The sequence below is a fragment of the Leptospira gomenensis genome (genome assembly GCF_004770155.1).
GTDB classification, from domain to species: domain Bacteria; phylum Spirochaetota; class Leptospiria; order Leptospirales; family Leptospiraceae; genus Leptospira; species Leptospira gomenensis.
Genome location: NZ_RQFA01000021.1, coordinates 1 through 22,872, shown reverse-complemented (window position 1 = coordinate 22,872; position 22,872 = coordinate 1). Strand labels below are relative to the sequence as shown.

Annotated in this window: 12 protein-coding genes; 3 read left to right on the top strand and 9 right to left on the bottom strand. The window is 46.1% G+C overall.

Translation table 11 applies throughout. The features are described from left to right. Window positions 1–295 precede the first annotated feature (295 nt). From EHQ17_RS04185 to EHQ17_RS04165, 5 genes are all read right to left on the bottom strand, one after another. Entirely contained in the window at window positions 296–481 is a 186-nt protein-coding gene (locus EHQ17_RS04185; protein ID WP_135590221.1) for a hypothetical protein, read from the bottom strand. 348 nt (window positions 482–829) lie between these two features. Next, a complete protein-coding gene (locus EHQ17_RS04180; protein WP_135590220.1) occupies window positions 830–8,614 on the bottom strand; it encodes a PD40 domain-containing protein in 7,785 nt (2,594 codons plus the stop codon). Between the two features lie 3 nt (window positions 8,615–8,617). Continuing rightward, window positions 8,618–9,223 carry a DUF1318 domain-containing protein gene (locus EHQ17_RS04175; protein ID WP_135590223.1) on the bottom strand — a complete coding sequence of 202 codons (606 nt, stop codon included), beginning with the start codon at window positions 9,221–9,223 and terminating at the stop codon, window positions 8,618–8,620. A 21-nt stretch (window positions 9,224–9,244) separates the two neighbouring features. Further along, the gene (locus EHQ17_RS04170; RefSeq protein WP_135590219.1) at window positions 9,245–12,259 is read right to left on the bottom strand and encodes an LIC_11026 family protein; all 3,015 of its coding nucleotides are present in this window, start codon (window positions 12,257–12,259) and stop codon (window positions 9,245–9,247) included. Between the two features lie 14 nt (window positions 12,260–12,273). Beyond that, the gene (locus tag EHQ17_RS04165) at window positions 12,274–12,615 is read right to left on the bottom strand and encodes an STAS domain-containing protein (RefSeq protein WP_000695903.1); all 342 of its coding nucleotides are present in this window, start codon (window positions 12,613–12,615) and stop codon (window positions 12,274–12,276) included. A 216-nt stretch (window positions 12,616–12,831) separates the two neighbouring features. Here EHQ17_RS04165 and EHQ17_RS04160 point away from each other — a divergent pair, with 216 nt between their 5' ends. The 3 genes from EHQ17_RS04160 to EHQ17_RS04150 all read left to right on the top strand — a co-directional run bounded on the left by EHQ17_RS04160 (window position 12,832) and on the right by EHQ17_RS04150 (window position 17,839). Continuing rightward, window positions 12,832–13,827, top strand: a complete 996-nt coding sequence (locus EHQ17_RS04160) for a glycosyltransferase family 2 protein (protein ID WP_135590218.1) — start codon at window positions 12,832–12,834, stop codon at window positions 13,825–13,827. Between the two features lie 40 nt (window positions 13,828–13,867). Beyond that, window positions 13,868–15,754 carry a hypothetical protein gene (locus EHQ17_RS04155; protein ID WP_135590217.1) on the top strand — a complete coding sequence of 629 codons (1,887 nt, stop codon included), beginning with the start codon at window positions 13,868–13,870 and terminating at the stop codon, window positions 15,752–15,754. 63 nt (window positions 15,755–15,817) lie between these two features. Continuing rightward, the gene (locus tag EHQ17_RS04150) at window positions 15,818–17,839 is read left to right on the top strand and encodes a PAS domain S-box protein (RefSeq protein ID WP_135590216.1); all 2,022 of its coding nucleotides are present in this window, start codon (window positions 15,818–15,820) and stop codon (window positions 17,837–17,839) included. Window positions 17,840–17,860: 21 nt separating this feature from the next. On the opposite strand, the gene EHQ17_RS04145 is transcribed toward EHQ17_RS04150, so the two are convergent. The 4 genes from EHQ17_RS04145 to purB form a co-directional block, all read right to left on the bottom strand. Continuing rightward, on the bottom strand, window positions 17,861–18,703 hold the full coding sequence (locus tag EHQ17_RS04145; RefSeq protein WP_135590215.1) for a sterol desaturase family protein: 843 nt from the start codon (window positions 18,701–18,703) through the stop codon (window positions 17,861–17,863). Window positions 18,704–18,766: 63 nt separating this feature from the next. Next, a complete protein-coding gene (locus EHQ17_RS04140) occupies window positions 18,767–19,867 on the bottom strand; it encodes an AraC family transcriptional regulator (RefSeq protein ID WP_135590214.1) in 1,101 nt (366 codons plus the stop codon). Continuing rightward, window positions 19,857–20,657 carry a Rossmann-fold NAD(P)-binding domain-containing protein gene (locus EHQ17_RS04135; RefSeq protein WP_135590213.1) on the bottom strand — a complete coding sequence of 267 codons (801 nt, stop codon included), beginning with the start codon at window positions 20,655–20,657 and terminating at the stop codon, window positions 19,857–19,859. The genes EHQ17_RS04140 and EHQ17_RS04135 overlap by 11 nt, the downstream gene beginning before the upstream one ends. Further along, entirely contained in the window at window positions 20,654–21,958 is a 1,305-nt protein-coding gene (purB, locus tag EHQ17_RS04130) for an adenylosuccinate lyase (RefSeq protein WP_135590212.1), read from the bottom strand. Before purB ends, EHQ17_RS04135 begins: the two co-directional genes overlap by 4 nt. Window positions 21,959–22,872: the final 914 nt, after the last annotated feature.

Genomic DNA, 22,872 nt, shown 5'->3' with positions numbered 1-22,872 from the left:
AAATTTCTTCTTCGTTGTTGAGCAGTAAATATCCCATACCACACTCGGTTCCACGGCTTGCACGAACGTCACGCTTCCGATGAAAAAAATCGCGGGCACTTGCGTTGTAATCAGAGAAAATATTCTGGTTCGGTTCGAGCCGAGCAAGTCGAATCCAGCTGCGTCAACTTAAGTCGAATCAGATCGAATCAAGTCAAGTCACAAGTCAAGTCACAAGTCAAGTCACAAGTCAAGTCACAAGTCAAGTCACAAGTCAAGTCACAAGTCGAGCTAAGTCGAATCAAATCAAATCAAATCAAATCAAATCAAGCCAAGCCAAGCCAAGCCAAGCCAAGCCAAGCCAAGTCAAGTCGAGCCAAGCCAAGTCGAATCCAGCGAAGCGACATTGAACAAATCGAAATCTCAAACTTACCAATTGAAGATCGAAAATCACGAATTTCGAATCGGCAAAACCCAAGGGCCAACCAGAGCCGACTAACATTCTAACATCCACTCAATCGTCTGCCGCATTGCGGTTTACTCTGAAGCGAAACCAATCGAAACTTAGAAAAGGCCGATGCGATTTTTTGTAACAAGAGCGGAGTTTAACAGTAACAAAAGAACACAAGTTTAGAAGCAAAGCCGCGACGTTTGTTGCGAGCGCCAACAACACCAAACTTCCAGCGCTCACATACAAAAGCGGAAAATCCACAGAAATCAGATACGGCTCCGTACGTAATTCGAAACAAACCCTGCGACGGAAAACGTAACGCAAAATAAAGTAACGAAACAAAATACGAAACGCTCCGAACATCGGCGCGAATGAAGATTCGAAACAAATTCATAATCACTACGGGACCTCTTCTTCGATCAGACTATTCGTATACATCCGATATCCGTTCCAGAGTCGATCCAACGGATGAGATTCCTTAATGGCATCTAACGTTTCCTGGAACCGGATATACAGAGGAACCCTGGTCGTACTCCGTTTCGAAAATCGTTTCACGAATTCAACATGCACAGTGTCACTTTGTTCGCCAATAAAAACGATTCCGGGACCGACAAATCCCTTTCCGATCCGATAAAAAACATCCCGATAGTTTTCGATATCGTATCGATTCTCTTCAAGATAGGAAGACGTATAAATCCAGTTACCTTTTTTTACTTCGGACCTATAATCGAAAACGGACTTGCCCGCCAAGGTCAAACTCACCTGATTTACGATCTCTAAAGGATCCTGTAAAACATATAACTTACTTCTCGCATCGGATCCGATTCGCCCCGAACCTGCTTCGAATTTTTCCAGCTCCTTTAGGGTTTTTTGCCAACCACTCGCCGACTTCGTTTCGGAAAGAAATTGGATTTGATACTCCGGATAAAACTCCTCTTTGGAAGCGAAGAAAGGATTCGAAAGCAAGGCTGCAGGATCCGTCACGATATAAAACCGATCTTCCGTACGCGGTACGATAGGAACTCTGAAATGATAGGAACTCAGGTAAAGATACGTTAGACGATTCTTGGAAAGTCGAATATTTTTCCTGTATTCGTTCTCCAACTCCTCTCGTAAAAGCACTTCGTATCCCCCCCTCGAAGTTTCTTCCAGATACTGATACAAGGCCGCGCGGAATTTACGATTGTCTTTGATTGCCAGATCCCCCTTCGACTTCCCTTTCGTAAAACGGATGTAATACGATTCCGTTCCGAGATCCATAACCGCAAGAAACTCCTGATCTTTGGGAAGTTTCTCCTTAAGACGTTCAGATACTGACTCGAATTCGGGAAGATCTTTAAAATCCGGAGTTCGGTTTAATAAAATAGGACGGACTGTAGAAAGCAGATCCTTGGCGAACGCAAGATCGAAAAAAGTTTCGGAATTATTCTTTCGAAAGGACAAACTCTGCAAATACGAAATAAAATCGAACAACTCAGCTCTTTCTGTAGAACTAAATTGAATTCCCCGTTTCGATCGGACCGTATCGTTCAGTAGTTCGACGAATTCAGAAGGCGATTTTGAGCGCGCCTTTTCGTAATAGGAAACCCACGATCCGAGCGGCACAAAAGACGATCCAAGAACCTTCCCTTCCGAAAAAGCGATCTTTTGCATTAGTATATTATAATCTTTAAATACTTCTTCGTAATCCGGACCTATCGCGTATTTGGACGGCATTTTCCCCAACCAGATCTTGCATTTATCCGTTTCCCCGCGCGTAAAGAGCGCCTGGGCGTATTCCAAGACCATACGGAGAACTCTGTTTTTGGCGCCGGAGGCCCATTCGAAATCAACCAAGGCCTCCGCCAGCAGATCCGACTCTTCCCCCGATTGAAACGGAACCGAATACAAGATCAGATGAAAAAGTAAAGAGCGTTCTTCCGGATCCAAGGATTCGAAAAGTTTCGGGGAATTTCCATATACTTCGGAGTAAAGAGAATAAGGCGAAAACCATGCGCCCGTAATCTCTCTTTTCCAATTCTGAAACATACGCTCCCGAAAACGTCCAGTGTCTTCCTCCTCTTCTCTTTTTCTCAATACTTCCAACGCTTCCTTCCAATTACCGGAAAGAACTAGATACAACTCGTCTTTTCTTTTGATTTGATTTTTATTAAGCGAAGTCCCTTCCAGAAAATATCTTTGTGCGTATAAACCCTGAAGAATCTCCTCCACCGCTTTCACTTCTTCGGAATCCTTAGCTTCTCGCAGGGCTTTTTTTGCCGCGAATTCTCCGATTTCAGGTTCGTATAAATCTCTTGCAATTTTTAGAATATTCTTATAATATAAATAAGGGTCGTAGTATGGATCCACCCGGGAATCGGCCGTTTCGAACTCGGAAGGACGAGGTGAAAATCCGGTTCGAAATTTTTTCAAGGTTCCGATCCGGTCCTTTTTTTTCGGATCGGTAATTTCCCGTTCCGAAACGTTCTCACAATCCTCCGGTTTTTTTTCCAGATAACAGGTTAGAAGAGCCGATACGAGCAGATCTTCTTTTTCGGAATCGGATTTCGCATCCGACAACGCCTTCCCGTAGATTTCCTTCAAGGAAGCGGAAGAACTCAACTTCCATTTGAGTCTAAGCAATTCAGTTTCTCCGGAGCGAATCGGATCGGTGAAGGACTGCGCGGAGCGCAACGTATATGCGGAAGAATACGCGTTGCGGATTCGTTCCTTTCTTTCCTCGTTTCTAGGTTCGGTATCGAACCGGGGAATACTTCGACTCCGATCCCGTATACGTAAAACGGCCGAACCCAAAAGTAAACCTTCTGAAATTTCGTTTTCGAATAAAGACTCGGGGGAACGTTTGGAACATTCCGAGCTCGATACACATAACACTGCTTTGCCGATGCCGGCGGCATTCAACAATTCGTAAAGATCGGAAACGGTTTCCGCGTCAGGAAAAACATCCGAATAAAAGACTGCCGCCGAAAATTCATTCCGTTGATGAAGCAGCTCCTTGAGCGCGACGTCCCGTTGCGAAAAGGATTCTCCGAACGGATTGTCTCCCTTTACATCAGGCAGAGGGGAAATCAAAAGATCGGTGTCTAGGACCCGGGATAGGATTTCATTCGGCGCGATCCTCCGTACCTTGATCGTAGAACCGTTGTTAGGTGAACCTTCGACTAAGGCGGACGATTGAAGGACGCGCAGATCCTTCCTTTGCGGCTGTTTTAGATGGGAAACCCTGGAAACGAAGGATCTGCGCGTCGGAAGAACCGAATTAATCTTCTTCAAATCGATCCCTTCTCCGATCTGAACGAACCATGATTTTACGGAAGAATAAGGAGCCTTAACGGTTTCCGCGTTTTTTTTCAAGAATTCCTGTACCGGAAGAGCCTCCTCCACAAACTCCTCTTTCGAATCGGTCGTCCGATACATCCTCGTTTTGAAACCGGACGATTCCAACCTTAGATAACCTTCGCCCTGTTTCAAAAAAGCGGCTGGAGGCGGTTCGTCCGAATAAATTCCTAGATAACCTTCCAAATCCGGGTTTTTGGATTTCATATCCGCAAGATGTTTTTCGAAATCCCTTACGAAACTCTGATAGTCCCGAAGCGGAACTTCGAACTTTTGTCTATTTTCGAGTGCCGCCTGAATCGATACATACGCGGACTTTTGCTTTTTTAGAATATTCTGAAGTTTTAATGTATCATCGGAAAAACCGCCTTCCTCCGATTCGTGGGATATTCTTGCAAATTGACGAAACAATCGTATCTTACGGAGTTTATCGAGATTTCGAAACCCTTCCGAACGTTTGCCTGTTTCGAAAGCCGATTCCGCCCCTATTTTATAAAGTTTACGTATTACGAAACTTTTAAGTTCTCCGATCAGATGCGGGTGCGAAAGAAGTAAAGAGGATGCCTTTTCGACCTTTTCCCTTGCCTTTGAAAAATTCCCGTCCTTAAGAAAAATTTCAGCGTATAAAACCAGCGCCTCTATCAATTCCTGGATGTAGTAAAATTCGTTCGTGGATTCCGCCAAACCATCTAAGACGAGTTTTGCGCGTTCATCATCTCCGAGCAAAACGTATAAGGAAGCTCTTCCGATCGAATGAAAAATCCTCTCTTTTCGAGAGTACGGATCACCGGAAAGTCCGACGAGTTCCCTGGGAACCGAAGAAGGGTTCTCCAAAAGCCCCGCCGCCAAACCGAAGAATTCAAAAGCGGAAAAACGGTCTCCGGAACGCATATATTGCCGTCCCAAGTAATAATACACCAATGACAAAAGAGGATCGTGATCCGGAAATAGGTTATAAAATCGTAAATTACATCTTTTGAATTCGGAATGAATCTCCTCTTCGGGAATTTTCTCGCCGGAACAGGAGGAAATAAAGTCGTTCTTGTGATCGTTCAAACGCTCCAGGGTTTCGTTTAACGTTTTTATTTCTTTTGCCGGTTCCTCCTTTGTATGCTCCAAATACGCGAAATAAGAATATAACCCACGTTTGAACGAACTTCGCGCCTTGGAAACGAACCCTTTGTCCTTTTCCAATTTTTGTGCGTCCTCGTAAAATCCGACGGCAGATCGGAAGTCCTCCCGTTTAAAATTAATATATCCTAGATCGTTGTAGGAATTGGATTGAATCAAAGAACCCGCCAAAGTGGAGGACAAACCCTTTGCATCCACATACGTTAGACGCTCTTCAATCTGACGTAAAGCCCCTTCCGTCTCCAAGGATTGGATCATGTTGTTGACGCGGATTCCCGTTGTCATAAGCGGTTGGAATTTGGGAGAGATCGCTTCGGGAAAACGCCCCTCCCCGGAAATCCGAACCCCGTCCGGAACCGCCACGTCCCAGACGAAGTCCCAAAAATAATCCCAGAACGTGAGTTTGACCCCTTTGGGAATCCAGTTTACGCCGCCTCTTCCGGAGTAGATACGTTCCGCTTCGACGAGATGCGATTCCGATAATTTATACTTTCCTAATTTTTGATAACACAATGCAAGTCCGTTGTGAAGATTAACGGGATCGATCCATCCGTTTTCACCGTTTAGAGAAAGCGCGTCCTTATAATAGAGGATCGCGTTTTGGAACTCGCCCGACTCCATATGAGAAAGACCGGTTAACGTGAAAATCAGGGCTAGTTTCAGTTTATACTGTTGCAGTTTTTCCGCACTGTCTCTGCCTACAACGGTGCGTTTGGCTTCGTTTTCGAAATAAAGACGAGCGGCCGATTTCAGCTTAACGACCGCGGATTTATAATCGGCCACGTAAATAGAAGACCTCGCCGAATTAAAAAGAAACATCGCTTTTTGTCTGTAGTTTTCGAACTGCGTTTTCGAAATGATAAAGTCGGAAAGCGAATCAACTTTGGAATATTGTTCGTTCGCTCTCGGATAATTTTTCAAAAGAAAATAATTATTCCCCAAATTCAAACGAAGGTCGGACAACGCCTTTTTGTTTTCGAAGGATTCCCCGAGCAACTCCAATACCTGACTGTAAAGTTCTATGTTTTCTTCGAAGTTTTTCTCGGGAAAATATTTCTTATAAACTCCGGAATATTTCTCTTCGTCGCTGGGCTGATCCTCTCCTGACTTTCTGCTTTTTAGAATGTCGATATACTGATACATCCAACCTAAAAGCTGATAGGCTTCGTAATATCTCGGATCGGCGAAGATGATCCAACGAAGTTCGTATTCTGCCTGTTTAAAATCGCGAAGTATCTCCTCTTTGCGCGCAGCGGTCATCGAATCTGCGGCATTGTAATAGGACTCGCGTATTACGCTCCGATTTACGAGATAATACGAATAGCCATAAAGCGTAGCGAGATCGAGCACCGGTCGCGAACGGGGAACGGCGATCTTATAATACTGATTGATGTAAGTCAGCCCCTCTTCTGCTAAAGGATCCACGTTACGAAGATCGATGATGTCTATCTTACCTAAAAGCGCCTTCCGTTTTTCTTCGCTCAAAAAGCCCGAAAGTTTAAACACGGAATCCACCATCATTCTTTGGTAATATACCGCGTATTCCTTATATAAAGTTTCCAAAAACAAATTCCTACTTTTAACGAGGAACATGTTCTCCGTGTTGAAAAAATAATGGAATGCCGCGTCCTGAAGGTTGCCCCTTCGATCGTGATCCCTTGCCTTATTTTCGAAATAAATGAAAGAACGTTCGATGTCCTTCTCTTCCAAATCGACTCCCAAAAGGGGATCGTATTTTTCCAGGTAAATCCTCAGTTCATCAAAGGATTTCTGAACTTCTCCCAGACCTTTGAAATTGTTCGACTTAAGAAGATGGGACTTCAAAAACAAAGGATCGCTCTCGGGGACCGCCGATAAAAACGAATCGATTAGAGAATTACTTTCTTCGAATCCGCCCTTACCGTTCAGTCCGAGGGCCTTAACGAAGAGAAAATAACGCAACAAACGAGGGGAACGAGTCGCCAACGCGTTAGACGAAATTGAAATTTCGGCGGCATCGATCCTTTCGGAAAACGCCTTTCCGTCTACGATTTCACGATCGATCCTTTCGTACAAAAGACGCAGATCTTCTTTGCCCGCCTGAGGATCCTCCGCGATACGAACGAAGGTTTCGGGGACGGAATACGAATTGGATCGGGCGTCCTTATACTGCAAATCGCCCGACTTCCTATATATGTCTCTGATCTTATAAAACTTAGGAAATTGATTTAAAATTTCCTCATATAGTTTCAACGCTTGTTTTCTGTCCCCCGAAGTCCGCGCCAGAAGGTCGGCTTCTTCTTCGAGCAAAGAAGCCAAAAGATCCGCGTCCACCCCGCTCACGGAACGCATTTGTTGTGAATATTTGCGAAGTTCGCCGACGGCGGAGACGGGGGAATTTTTCCTTTCCTCTACGAGAAACAGTCCGTAACCGAGACCGAAAGCCGGATGAAACTTGCCGGCGAAAATTTCCTTTTTAGCCGCTTCGGCCACCCCGTTCCGCCCGGAGTTTTTCGCTTCCTTATATTTCAGGATAAGCGCCTTCGACTTAATCAGAGGATAGATCGGATCTTCCGCGAAGTAGAATTCGATCGCGTCCAATGCGAGTAGAAAGTCTTCGAAACTTTGTTTGTCCCTGTATTTCAGAGCGAGTTCGTACTGCGAGATGATGTCCTTTTCCTTCGACACCGATCCGGACGCCGGAATGAAATAGATATTTAGAGTATTATAATATGCTGCAGTAAAAAGTACGGAACCTCCGTTAAAGGCGGAAAAGCGGGAATCGAACAACGAATCGTTCCCGGAAGTCAACAATCGAACCGTTCCCGTCTTCAAGTCTTTTCGAACGATTAGACTATTGTCCCTTTCGTCGAGACGCCCGTTCGAATTACTATCGCCCCGAATAGAAGTATAATAGAGGTAACGATTGTCCGCGGACAAGGAAGGTGAAAAATTCAGATAAGAGTCTGAGGTGAGACGATCCTCTTTGCCGGACGCGAGATCCAAAAGATAAACGTCCCCGGTCGAACCGTCCCGATACGAAATATAAACTATACTTTTGCCGTCCGCCGACCAAACCGGAGACGCCCCTCCTTTTTTCGTAAGAAGTTTAGGCGCGTCTTTCCCTTCCGTATCCAGAATCACCAGATTTTGAATGCCGGGACTCAACCGATCCGAAGAAAAAACGAGCCTTCTGCCGTCCGGAGCAAAAAAAGGGTCCGTATCCGTATAACCGTCCTTTTTCCCCGAATCTTCAAAATTAGGATTCGTTAATATTATAAAATCGGAATTTAGAAACCGTTTCCCTTCGAGGATTTTTTCGGACCAGAGTTTCGGATCCATGTCCAAAAGGACGAGATCGCCCGCCGAATCGTATTGTTCCGATACGAACACGAGTTTTTTTCCGTCGGGACTGATTGCCGGCTTAAATTCCGCCGCGGGATGTTCCGTAACCGGAACCGTAATCGAACTCTGAAGGTCTCGGAACCAAATATCGTAATTTCCCTTTTGACCGGTCGTATAAAAAAGATAACGTCCGTCCGCGGTGGTGGAGTTGTAGAGGTTATTCCCTCTCTGAACCGTAAGAGGAAACGGCTTGTCGTTTTCCGGAGTGAAATAATTGACCGCAATCGAGGAATAGTTGAATTCCAGAGGTTTGATTTTTGCGGCGGAACGGAATAGAGAACAGTGAACGGAAAAAAGGACGCAGAGAAAAAACGGTGTAGCTCGAAAGAACATGACCTACTCCTTACGGGCCCATTTTCCGGGAGACTTTTCGTAAAACTCCCCCTTCTCAACGAGACGATACCAGGTTCGTTCGAGATGAAGACGAAGAGTTTCGGCTTCTTCTTTGGAAGAGGATTTGGAAGAAACGTTTACGAGCCGGGACGCGATCGCCTTGGTTCTGTGTTCGTTGGCGATGGAGATCAGATTTTCTAAGCGGGATCGAGTCTCTTTTTTGGAAAGTTCTTCCCGGATACCCGCCTCCGCCGAAACGGGATTAATCTTGAGTTTACCGTCCAATCCTTCCGCCAAAAATCCTTCTCCTTTCCAATTTTTGATTTCGGGAGCGAGATACGCGAGGGTTCTTAAGGACATTAGAATATTCTTATCTTCTTCCGAGTTGGAATCGCCGGAAAAATCCTTTTTCCAAACCTCGGAACCCGCGGACGAGGTTTTGATCGAAGAGATCAGCCAGCCGTCCTTCTCCAGAATCCTATCCTCTCCGATCATCTGCTTTTCAGAAGAAGTCTGGGTTTGTGTAAACGTGATCAAAGGCGATTTGATGATACAATCCGCGAAAAGCGGCCAAAAAATAAAAACGGAAAAAACGCGTTTGAAAACCATCTTTTTCACGGTTGATTTCTCCTATTGATACGTGTCGATTTCCGATCTCGCCCGTTTCAAAAAATTCGCCAATGGCATTCTTTGTTGCGAGATCTGGCTGTTTTCCAGATTGATGATCGTATTCAGGATCGATCGTTTAAATTGAATGACCGCGTATACGAGTCCCTTGGAAAGTTCCACTTCGATCTTATCCACCGCGTAACTGTTGTAGATAAAATCCGTAAATACGTTGGAAGGCGTGAAAATGTTCACGGCGCTTTTGGCGAAATCCTGACCGATCTGAAACACGCTGAAGAACAGATTGACGTTGGGAATCGGATCGGCCAGATTTCTTCCGGAGACGTTGAGATCCGCCTTGATCTTTCCGTCGTCGATCTTGGATCTGCTTTTTAAAGGAAGAAGTTGTTTGAGGTCTATGTCTTTGATCTGGATGACCGCCGCGAATTCCATCGCCTCCGGCTTTCCCCCTCCGACGTTGACGAGAATGTTTTTACCGGATATCAGACCGTCCAAACTGAACGCTTTCAAATATTCTAATTTTAGAAAATTCTCCGAGTAATCCACGCGCGCGGACAACCCGGGTTGTCCGTTTTTCGATTTTACGTAATCGAAGGGAACACCTTTCAAAGACGGATGGGTTCCTACGATCTGATTGATCGTAAAGTTCGGCTCGGGGATACGACCGTATGTTTTGATGAATTTTTCCTTATTTCCGTCGATGAGATTCTGCGTCGTCTTAACGGAAAGGTCGTGTGTAAACGGAAACTCCGCGTTCCAACCTTCGATCCTGTATAACTTACAATCTTCGCCGGGACAAAGGCCGTTCGCATAACCGAAGTTAGAGTTTTTAGAAATTAAGGATCCGCTCGCGAGCGAATTTTTAAGACGAAAACCGATCGAAAAAAAACCGTCGAACGAAATACCTTGAAAGAGATACGCAGGTTTCGGAGACTTTAAAACCGCCGATCCCTTTAAGTCCGGAATCAAATCCCCGAAAACCCCATCCTCCGTCTTCGAGGCCTTTTTCAGAATACCGTCCGCTTCCAATCTGAATTTGGATTGAAACGCATCCAGAACGAATTTGGAAATCGTAATCGAGGAATCTTTTGCGATCCCCGCCTCCAAATCCGCGCGTAAACCTTCTACCTGAATTCCCGGCAGATCGACCTTGAGTTTACCGGAGACGTCCTGTTTTTTATCGATCAGGGAATAACGAAAATTTCCGTTGATCAAAATTTTATTTCCTAAGTTGTTCCGAACCGGAATCAGGCTTTCGCGTAACGAAAGGGGAAGCGAGGGGGTCAGTCGGTCCAATTCGACCCGAAAGAAGACGGAATCGAAATCCGCCCGGAAGCCTTCGCCGAGAAACATCGTTCCGTGCGAGGAGAATGAGAGCGATTCCTTACCTTCCGATCCTTTCGTTTCCAAAACGAGCGAATCGATCGACACGGACGAAGGGACGAAAGGTTTATCGAATCGGATCCCCGATTTCAGGGAAAGCGCCGCCGGAATCGGGGCGGATCTGCCTCTTCCCATGGGAAAACGGAAACCAGCGAGCTGAACGTTTCCATCCACATGCAAGGAATTGAATGTTCCTCCGGCCTTCACCTTCGCGGCCAACACTCCGCCGAGCGAGGGGACGTAATCCACTATATTCAAATTTTTTAATGTTACTTCGAGGTCGAGCGCCGAACCGTTCCTGATACCGCCCGAGGCCGCGATTCCGATTCCGTTATAGGTCGCGGAGAATTCCCTGAGTTCCAGATTTTCCAACATCGGAACCGGTTTGGAGGAAGTCGCGGATTCTTCCGAGAAAGGATCGAAGACACAGTCAGCGTTCAACCGTAGATTCGGGATACGGTGTGTTTTTCCTCCGATAGAAATCGAAAGATCTTTCGCGGACAAATCGGCGCCCAACTTCAGACGCGTATCCTTTCCTGAAATCGAGATCGGAGCCAGACGTAATTCGCCGTCCAACTGGAGTCTCGGAATTCCGGGAACCGTCGCCAAAAAGTCGGAAAGAGGTCGAAGTCGAATCGAAGAATTCGTGATCGAAAAAGATACGTTACGCGTCTTTGAGGAAACTCCCGCGATCTCCCCGCTTCCACGGAGCCAAACGTCCTTGTCAACCTTCAGCTCCAAATCCTCCAGCCGCAACTTGTCTTCTTTTTCGGAATAACCGAGAGCGTAACGGAACCCGAATCCGAACGGGGCCAACAGTCGATTTTGTACGCGGATCGGAATCGAATCCGAACCGACGTCCGCTCTGGAAACGAGAATACCTCCCGGAACGGTATCGTCCCGAATCAATTCAAACGTTAGACGAAACGGCTGATCGATCGACTTGGAACCGTCCTCGAAACGGATTCGTACGGTTTTTTCGGGGTTCATTCGGAATCGGACCGAATCGATCAAACCTAGAATTCCGACGTCGAGCGGGATCTTTCGAAATCGAACCGTATCCAATTCCAGATCGAGATGAAATCCTTCCACACCCGCCTGATACGAAGACTCGCCCGATTCCGAAACGACCCGTACGAACAAATCCTTCAGCTCCAGTTTGAGATAGGCGCTTACGGGAAGATACGTGGAAATTTCTCCCAAAGGAGAATCCGATTTTTGTTCGGGAGAAGGAGGTTCGGACGAAGGAGGAAACAACGCGGCCGCGTTCCACACGCCTTTTTTTTGCAGTAGATCCAATCGTAAACCGACGAAAGCGATCCTCGAAAGTTTCAAACGGCCGAAAAACAACAGAGGCAGATTGTAGGAAATATCCGCCTCTTTCGCCGACAGAACCGGACTTCCGCCGAATTGAGCGTCCGATCGCAGAACCAGATTTTCCAACGTGAGTCCGTACCAGAGCGAGAATTTTTTGACTTCGAACTCGGCGCTACCTCGGAGAAAACCGGAAAAAGTTTTCGAAACGATCCACTGTCCCGTGAACCGATTGAAAACCGATTTGTAAATGATGAATAGACTGAGGAGGAAAAAATAAAATCGTTTATGACGCAGTAAATGAAGTTTGAATGCTTCCACGATTTCTGAAAGAATCAGTATTCGAAAGATTCGAGAGCCTCTTCCAGGGTTTTATAAATCTCGAAGATGCTCGCGAGTTTGGTTATCTCCATCAGGTTCTCTATATCGGAATTGAGATTGGTAAAAACCATTCTTCCTTTTAAACCGTCGATGTGTTTGTATATATTCAAAAACATACCTAGACCGGCGGAGTTGATAAAGGGAACTTTTTTCAAATCGATGATAAATTTCGGAACGTCACCTTTGGAAATATATTCTTCTATCTTTTGTCCGAGCTCGAACTCATTTCCTGCTTTGATCGGCCCTTCAATCTTGATGATGTGGACGTCGTTTTTCGTGGTGACTTTGATTTTCATAACCCTGACTTGGATATTGGATGCAAGTATAATTTAATTTCCTGGCAATTTGTAAAGAGAATTTTTAAGCAGAGCACTAAAAATCAGGGCAAAAACGGGATTCTCTCGATTCTACGTCGAACAAAACCTCCGCGTCACGAACTTCGACCGAACATCGGCAAGGGGGAATAATTCTGGACAAAAAGCCCGCACCTACGATCCTAACGGGTATATCTTATGGCCGAAAGACCTCCTCTCCTTTCCGTAGTCATTCCCATCTATAACGAAGAAAAAACCATCCCGGAACTTACGAGAAGGCTCGGCGTTTTACGAGAGCGGATGTCGCGGGATCATTCCTTTCAAAAGAACGATCTCGAAATTCTTTTCGTAAACGACGGTTCCAGAGACGGAAGTTTTTCCGTGTTACAGCGGTTCTGTTCGCAAAACCGCGGATACAAACTCGTCAACCTTTCCAGAAACTGCGGACATCAGACGGCGATCACAGCAGGAATCGACTTCGCAAAAGGACAAACCGTCGCCGTGATGGACGGGGATCTCCAGGATCCGCCGGAATTCGTGAGCGATCTCTACTCGAAACTTCTCGACGGATACGACGTGGTCTACGCGCAGAGAAAAAAAAGACCGGGAGAATCCTGGTTCAAACTTCTCACCGCGCACGTATTTTACAGAATTCTAAAGAAGATCACCCGCTTTGACATACCGATCGATACGGGCGATTTCAGAATCATGAGCCGCCGTGTAACGGACGTTCTCTGCTCCATGAGGGAACAACACAGATACATCCGCGGATTGATCTCCTGGATCGGGTTCCGTCAAATCGGATTGGAATACGAACGCGAGGAACGTTTCGAAGGAACCACGAAATTCTCCGTGGGCAAAATGCTCAAATTCGCGTTAGACGGAATCACTTCCTTTTCCTCGGCGCCGTTGAAACTTTCCTCGTATCTCGGTTTTTTTACCGCGTTCTGCGGCGCGTTATACGCCCTTTACGTGATTTATCTGAGGATATTCACGTCCGAGACGATCACAGGTTGGAGTTCCATGATGATCGTAGTGCTTATATTAGGCGGAACTCAGTTGTTGGCCTTGGGAATGATCGGAGAATATCTGAGTAGGGTGAACGACGAATCCAAGAACAGACCTCTCTACGTGATCGAAAACGTGTACGAGTCGGTTTCCAAAACTTCGAAACAGTCCAAGAGGAAAGGGTAATCCCTTTTTTCTGGAATAACTTTTTCCACCGGAGGCGATTGTGAAAAAGCTCGGTTTGATCCTACCCGGAATTCTACTTTGTATCTTATCTCTCGCGCTCGCGATCTATACGGGAATCCGCAACTGGGACGTTTTTCTCAGGACTTGCGAACTGAAGGATTTATTGACCTGGGACGAAAACATACGCCTCAACGTAGTGCTCGATCAGTATCAGGATTTTCGGGATTGGAAATTGTGGAGGGCGTTTTTTCCGTTTCTGGAGTCGCCCACTTGGCCTCCGTTTCGCTCCTTCTTATCCCTCCTCTTGTTGATCGTTCCTCCGGATCTTCCGATCACTTGGAAGGATTCGTTTCTGGGATTGGCGTTTTACGTACTTTGTTTTCCCACCGTCCTCTACATCGTTTATAAAATCACGGGATCGTTTTGGAAGGCGGGATTGACATCGATCGTAACGCTCGCATTGACGTTACACAGCACGGAGACGCCGTCTTATAGCCTTTCGTCGATGTTGGAAACCCAGGGAATGTTCTTTCTACTCTGGACGTATTACACGCTTTACAAACTCTATCGACAAACGAACGAAGATCCGTTCCGTAAGAAATTCGATCCGTCCGAAAAGATGGAAACGTCCGTCCTATTGTCCCTGTTCGGACTTTTTTTTACGAAATATCCGTACGGCCTTCTGCTTTTTATAGCGATATTCCTCTACGAGATCGTCTCCAAACCGAAAGAATATTCTGAAATTCTAAAGTTCTCCTTTAGGGAACGTTATCGCGGGTTCCGCAGAATTTTTCTCGTCTTAGTCGTGGTGCTCGTAGTTTCCCTGCCCGTGTTGCGCGTCGTTACGAACATAAATCTGGATCAAAGACAATTCAAACTCGTGATCTATTATCTCACGGTATTGTTGTTTTTGGATTTCAATCTTTTCTTATATCAAAAAAGGGACGAATGGAAAAAGATCGCCCCGGCGTCCATTCGCGTCCTTTATCTCTACGCGATCGCACCTTCCCTTGTCTGGATTTTCGCCAATCCGGATCGGGTGATGAGTTTGATCAACGCGCAGATGATCGTGAACGAATACGTGAAAAGTTTCATATTCGCGTTGTTTGCTTCCCCCACGAACACGAGTCCGATCAGCCACGTATTCCAAGAACCTTGGATCTTTAGGGTTTTCTTTTTCGGAACCTTAGGTCTGATCCTTCTATTCTTTACGCAACGTCGCGGTTCTTCGAAATCGTTTCGGGAATCTTTTTTCTCCGCCATCAAAGACCCTCTGACCGCGGCGACCTGTATTCTGTTTTTACAATATGTAGTCATCGACGCAACGACCGGCAACAAACAACTTCGTCACGTTTTTCCGCCTCTGCCCGCGTTGTTTACGTTCTTTTCGTTATGGATCTTCCGGTTTATGGAGGAAGGATCGGCGTTGAACAAACGGATCGCTTCCGCGTTCGGAATCGTGATCGTGTTATGGAGCTCCAGTTTATTCGTAAGGGAAGGCGGGCTTTTGCGAGACGATTACGAGAAGAAGCAGTATTTTTGTCTAAAGGGATTCCGCACCGATCTGTTTCAACCCGCGCGTGATCTCACTTCGAAAATTTCCGCGGAAGGGAAATACATCCTCTTCAACGGATTCCATGAGGAATTCAACTTCGACAAAAAAGGAAGACTGATCGCGTCGGAGATCGACCTTTTGATGCGTATGAAAACTTTAAAAGACGGAAAAGTGCGCAACGACTCGAGACACAAATGGAAGTCTTGGAACGAATTCGATTCGGCGCTTGTCATAACTCCGGTTTGCGGCCAAAAAGAAATGACGGATAAGTTTTCGATACGCGTCGCGGCCGTCGGCAAAAACGCGATCTTAAAGAAGGAATACAAACATCCTTCCGGGAATTATTGTATGAGGGAATATTCCTTAAGATAGATGTAAATGGATTGCGCGAAAAATTAGGCCGTGATTACTCTGGCTTAACTTTCGCGGAACCGTATGCTATCTTCTTGGATCATTCCTTCCATCCTCTTCGCATTAACGGCATCCATAATACTCAACCTTGTCTATTTATTTCTATATTTGACGGAGCGACACAGATTCCTTTTTTTCTGGCTGCTTTCGTGGTTTTTTCAGATGTTCTTTCTCTCCGGAGAACTTATACGCTCGTTTTTCGAATCGATCGAATTTGTGGAAGTCGCCGTTCATTGCGCCGACTTGTTGCGGGGATATTTTCTTTTGGCGGGTTGTTTTCTTTTTTCCAAAAAAGAAATGCCTAAACTAGTTTATCCTGTGTTCGGAGCCGGCATCGTCTGGGTATTTTTGGAAGAAATTTATTTCCCAGGATCTTATATCGCGTCTTTGCCGATCTATACGATCGTGGGAGGAGCACACGTATATTCGGGAATCCTATTCCTCCGCGTGCCGTCCCTACGTTATAAGGGGAATCTGATCGCCGGTTGGAATTTTATCCTCTGGGGAATCCACATCTTGGATTATCCGGTGTTGCGTCCTATTCCGGAATTCGCGATCGCCGGTTTTTTATTGAGCGGTTTTTTCCGCATCAGCTCCGCGATTTCAATACTCCTCATCTATTTCGAATGGTCCCGCGAGACCGAATTCAAACTCGATTCACTTTACAAAAAGATAATAGACACTTCCCAGGAAGGTATATGGATCATAGACAAATTCGGGAACACGACGTTCGCCAATAATAAAATCGGCGAGTTGTACGGAATGAGGCCGGAAGAAATGCTCGGAAAAAACCTTCTGGATCTTGTGGAGGAGGACCGTAGGGATTCGGTCCGAAAACGTCTCGAAGACAGAAAACGCGGTCTTACGGAAATTTCAGAATACGACTTCGTCAATAAAAAAGGGGAAAAAAAATTCGCCATCGCATCCGCCAATCCACTCTACGACGACGTGGGAAATTACGACGGCTCGCTTGCGATGATCGTCGATGTCACCTCCTTCAAACTCATCCAAGAAAAGTTAAAGGAAAGCGAAAGACAGATATCGACGATCATCAGCAACATTTCCGGGATCGTATATAGGTGCAAAAACGATCCTCCGCGATGGACGATGGAATACATCAGCGAAGGTTGCCTTCAACTCACCGGTTATTCCCCGGCGGAATTCGTAGAGGATAAAATATTAGATTTCGGTGATATAATTCTTCCGGAGGACCGGGCGGAGGTGGAATCTGGCGTTTCCAGCGGAGTGGAAAAGCAGGTTCCGTATCAAATCACGTATCGGATACGTAAAAAGGACGGAACGATCCAATGGTGTTTCGAACAGGGAGTGGGGATTTTCGATTCCGACGGAGCGCTATTGGGGCTGGAGGGAGTGATCATAGACTACTCTCTTCCCAAGAAAGCCGAGGAGCTGATCAGCAATTCCCTTCGCGAAAAGGAGCTGCTGCTCCGCGAAATTCATCACCGCGTAAAAAATTACATGCAGGTCCTATCCAGTTTGATCGGCCTTCAATCGGAATACGCGACCGACCAGAACGCAAGAAAAGTTTTGGAGGATAGTCAGAATAGGATCGCTTCGATGGCGATGATTCACGAAACGTTATATTCGAAAAGTGTGGAAAGCAGAACGTTCCTTCCCGATTACATCCGCAAATTGATAGCCAATCTTATTAGATTTTTCGAATCTGACGAAAAGAATTTTTTGATCGAAATCGAATGCGATTCCATCATGCTCAATCAGTCGATTTTAATTCCCCTCGGTCTTATATTGAACGAATTGATCACCAATTCCATGAAACACGCGTTTCCCAAAATCGAAAATCCGAAAAAACTCCGGGTAGAATTCGGTCTTGATCGGGAAGGATTTGCCCGACTTCGAGTGACCGACAACGGCCCCGGAAGAACGGCCGATTCCCAACCCAAAAAGGATTCGCTCGGAACGGAACTGATCCAGCTTCTTACACATCAGCTCAAAGGCAAGACATCCGAAACGAACGGACCGGAAGGATATTCGGTTACGATCCGATTTCCGTTGGTGCAGAAATGAAATTCGAATCGTAGAATAGTTTTATACCGCGGCCGCGTCTTTGGAAGTGATTTCGGCCGCGGTGACTTCTCCTATCTCCTCGTAAGAGGACGATCTCGAGGAAATTTCTTCGAATGTCTGTTTGTATTTTTCGTGATTGGTTCCCATAACCTTATCCCAAAAATTGAAATAAAGGGAATAGTTGCAGTTGAAGAATCTATGATGTAAATTGTGGTGTGTGGTAGTGTTGTGCCAGTTCGTAAATGGGCTTTTCAAAAACCAGGAAGGGAACAATTCATACGAGAGATGCCCCAATACGTTCAACGAAGTCATATAAAGGAAAAAAACGAACATCGCAGTCTGGTGTAGGGGAAAAATCACCGAAGCAAGAGGAATGATTCCCGCCTCGACGATCGCTTCCAGAGGATGAAAAGAAAAGGCCGCCCACGGAGACGGGTTCGTTGACCTATGATGTACAAGATGAAAATGTTTAAAAAGGGATTTATGGTGCATCATACGATGCGTCCAATAAAAATAAGTATCGTGAAGAAGGATGAGCATTACCACGCTCAAAAGTAGATAAGGAACGCCGTAATCCGAAACTCGATCGTAGACCAGATTGTATCCGTTCACCTGAGACCAAGCCACGAAAATTCCGGATAACGCAAAAACGAAGAACGTAAGCAGAGAGTAACGTATTTCGTGTAGGATTTTTTTCTTGTCCGGTTTTTTTCCCTGGATCAGCTTATGGGATAATTTTTTACCGAGCAGGATCCATACGATCCAAAACGTAAGACCCGCAAAGAGCACATAACGTAGCAGAAGCGCACCCCATACGATCCCGAAAAAACCGCCGTAACCGACTTTCGAAAGCAACTCAGACATCGTTCTCCTCCCGCCCCTCGTTTATCAGACGACCGCGCTGTATCCGATACTAACCGCGACAGCTCATTTAATCTTATTCATTTCAAAATCGTTCGGGTTAATTTTGCGATCCGTTCTATTTTTTCGGTATTCCGTAGGCGTTACCGAGGTAAGTTCCTTAAAGGCGCGATTGAACGGACCGAGGGATTGATATCCCAAATCCATAGCGATTCGGATCACCGGAATTTCGTCCTTAGAGGGATCGAGCAGAATTTCACAGGCTTCCTGGATACGGTATCGGTTCAGAAAATCGTTGAAATTGCGAAAACCCAGATTACCGTTGATCAGTCTTCTCAGTTTATATTCGTGCACTTGAAGTTCTTCGGCGAGAATCCGGATCGTCAATCCTTCGGACCGATACAACTTTCCCTTTTCAAACGCATCGATGAGTTTTTTTTGCAGTTGAGGATCGACGGGAGGCGGTTTTTCCTCTTCCGTCGCCCCCGCCTTTTCCGCGATGAGACCGTCTTTCAGATCGAACATAAGATACTGAAAGGCGAGAATCAAACCCCAAGTAAGGATTCCGTTGAGAAGGTCCAGAAATTCTGAAACTTCCTTTCCGCGAAGAAAAAGATGCGTAAAAATATTAAGCGAAATCACGATTCCGCTGATCAGAATATGGATTTGGCGCAACGTCCTTCTTGATTCGATCAGGTCGTCCTTGCGACCCATATACGTCTGAAACACCGCAACAAGAATAAAACCCAGCGAGAAAATGGAAGGGATCAGGATTCGAGAAAGGGCCTTCTCCGATTCGACCGGACCTCGGAGAGAGATTTGTCCCAGCTCCGGATACGTCACTAGAGCGGACAGCGCCAACTTTCCGAGCAACAGAAACCAATACCACTTTTTGATTTCGAAATGATCGTCGAACGCCGCTAAGCTGATCAGCCAATAAAAAAAAGGCAACGCAAGAAGACAAAGAAAAAGAAGATTACGTAGAGTAGGATGAATTTGAACGTACACGTCCAGATTCAGAATCAGATACGCCAAGGTGGAAAGGATGAAACATACCGCGATTTTCCCCCGAATATCGTAGCGGTAGCGGAGGAAAAAAAAAAGAAGAAGCGATACCAATCCGCCAACGGAAAAAAAGTTTAGAATGTTCGTTATTTCAGTGATCACCGATTCCTTCCAGATTTTCCAACTCTCTCCAAAAGTCTTTTGTTTGTAAATCAGGAAGCAAATTCCGAATCAGGGAGCTATCGATAAAACAATCCTCTTTGGCCGATTCCTCCGGTTCGCTTTTCGGGATTTTTCCGTTCTCCTCCAAAACCGAAAATATTTCTTTCCAAGTATGCCATTGATTGTCGGAAAGATTCAAAACATTCGGAACGGTTTCAAATCCTTCCTCGAAAATTTTAAAGGTCAAAAGAGAAAGCGCGAACGCTACGTCTTCGCCGTGAATCAGATTGAGTTGTCTCGAATTTTTTCGGACCAAACCTTTTCGGATCCAATCCGCCGGATTACGGCCGGGTCCGTAAATTCCGGACAAACGGAGAAGTTTGCCTTTGCGCCGCAACCATTCCGTTTCCGTAATAAAGCGTTCGTGATCGGACGACGTTTCCGTGGTTTCGAAGATCTCCGATTCGCGACGATAAGCACTGGTGGTTCCGAGTAGAATCCCACTTTTACACTTCGAAAAAAACACTTCGAAAAAAGCGGATGGATCCTTTAATTTTTGAACCGGGAACGTTACGATTCCCAGATCGAAATTTTCGTTCGTAATTCCTTTCCGAAAACGAAGTAGATCGGAAGGATCCGAGAAGTCGAACCGTTCCGTCCCTTCCACGCTGGTCCGGGAAGAAAACGTCGAAAGACGAAATTCCCCATCGGCACGCTGTTGTCGGAGAATACGGAAACGATCGTGGATTCGGACTCCGATATATCCGAGTCCGAAAACCGCGAGATTCAAGATTCTAAACCGAGGCGTTTGTAGATCAGTCCTACTTTTTCCAAATACGGTTCGATTTTAAAGATCTCGTCCAGGTCTTTTTTTGTAAGAACTCGACTCACGCGATCGTCCTTTTCCAATCTGGATTTTAATGTTTCCGAAGGATTCCCCCAAACTTCCATCGCATGTTCCTGAACGATCAGATACGCATCTTCGCGGACGATTTTTCCTTTTTCGATAAGGGCCAACAAGACCTTCTGCGAGAATATAAGTCCCCGAGTGACGCCTAACGTTCTTTCTATCGCTTCCGGATATACGTGAAGATTTCTGATTACGAACAACATCTTGTCGAGTATGTATTCTAAACCGATCGTGGAATCGGGAAGTACGACCCGTTCCGCAGAAGAATGCGATATATCACGCTCGTGCCAAAGTGCCACGTCCTGAAGCCCGACGTTTACGTTGGCGCGGATAACCCGGGATAACCCGGAGATACGTTCGCAAATCACAGGGTTTCTTTTGTGAGGCATGGCCGAAGATCCCTTTTGCCCGGGAGAAAACGGCTCTTCGATTTCTCGTCCTTCCGTTTTTTGGAGAAGGCGAATTTCGGTGGCCATCCGATCGAGAGAAGCGGCGGTCACACCTAAGACGGAAAGATAAAAAGCGTGTCGGTCTCGGGATACCACCTGGGTTGCGATGGGATCGACGCGAAGTCCCATTTTTTCACAAACATACGCTTCTATTTCCGGATCTATATTGGAGTATGTACCGACGGCTCCGGAAAGTTTTCCTACGGCGATTTCGTCTCGGGCTTCGGTCATACGTTTTTTATTTCGGTTTAATTCTTCAAAAAATAATGCGAACTTAAGCCCGAGAGTCATCGGTTCGGCGTGAATTCCGTGAGAGCGTCCGATACAGGGAAGGTCGCGGTATTGAATCGCTTTCTCCCGGACGGCCGCGATCAATTCGTCCGTTTTTTTGAGAATGAGGTTCATTGCCTGAACCATCTGCACACAAAGGGCCGTATCTCCTATGTCCGAAGACGTCAGTCCGTAATGAACATGTCTTCCCGCAGGCCCAATATAAGAATTCAGATTGGTCAAAAACGCGATGACGTCGTGATGGACTTTTTTTTCGATTTCTAAGATTTCTTCGACTTTGAATTTAGCTTTCGCTCTAATTTCTTGAAAGTCTTCGGAAGGAACTTCTCCGCGTTTCATGCGGATCTCACAGGCGAGGATCTCGATTTCTTTCCAGATCTCGAATTTGTTTTCTAATTCCCATATTTTTGAGATTTCAGGATTGGAATAACGGTCGATCATTTCTTTTCGTTTCCCTTTTGAGTATGAATCAGTCCAGTTTCTTAAGGAAGGGCTTTCTGTAAAAAGAAAAAAGGCGTTGAAGCGCGTACGGGAATTTCTCGAATCTACCTACGGTTTGGCGCATTTGGTATATGCGTACGTCGTCGGTTCGGGCGGGAATTGGATTTTGGACAATGTTGATTTGCGGCTTGGTTTGGTTTTTCCGTGTGCTTGGTTTGGTTTTTCCGTGTGCTTGGTTTGGTTTTTCCGTGTGCTTGGTTTGGTTCGTCCGTCTGCTTGGTTTGGTTCGTCCGTCTGCTCGGTTGTTTGTTCCTCCTTCCGTTTTGTTCGTCCGTTCGTTCGCTCATCCTTCCGTTTGTCCATCTGCTTGTTTGTTTTTTCTCGCATGTGAGAATGTCGATGCAGGTCCGTCCTCCCTTCGGCTTTCGCGTTGCGCGCAGAAAGGGTGAAGGCGGAGCAGTGGAACAATGGGAGAGTGGAGCGGTCCCCGAAGCTGTAGTCAATCGCTCCGTTTTTGGATTGAGAACGGCATGTTGCCTTTGTTGTGCGTGGTCGGCACGAAGTTGTGCGCGGTCAGCGCGGACTTGCAGAGATGTTGTGCAGGGATGCGTGGGAGATCTGTATACGTGTATATGCGCTGCATTGCGCGGCGCATACGATGGGCCGCTGGGTGATCTGGGTGCGGTGCGTTTTGCGTGCGAGGCGCTCTTGAGTCCACCTGGAAAGCCGGGCAAGGCCTTGAGCGGAAGCCGGTTTTAGTTTGTCGGTTCGTTCGAATCCGATTCATCCGGCTCTTTGTGCCATTCTCGGTATTCAAAGGCGTAAAAGGAGGACTCGGGGAAACATTGTAGTCGTCGGGTGGCTCTGTTGAAGGTGAGATCGAGGTGGAGGATATAGCTGTAGTGCTTGTGAAA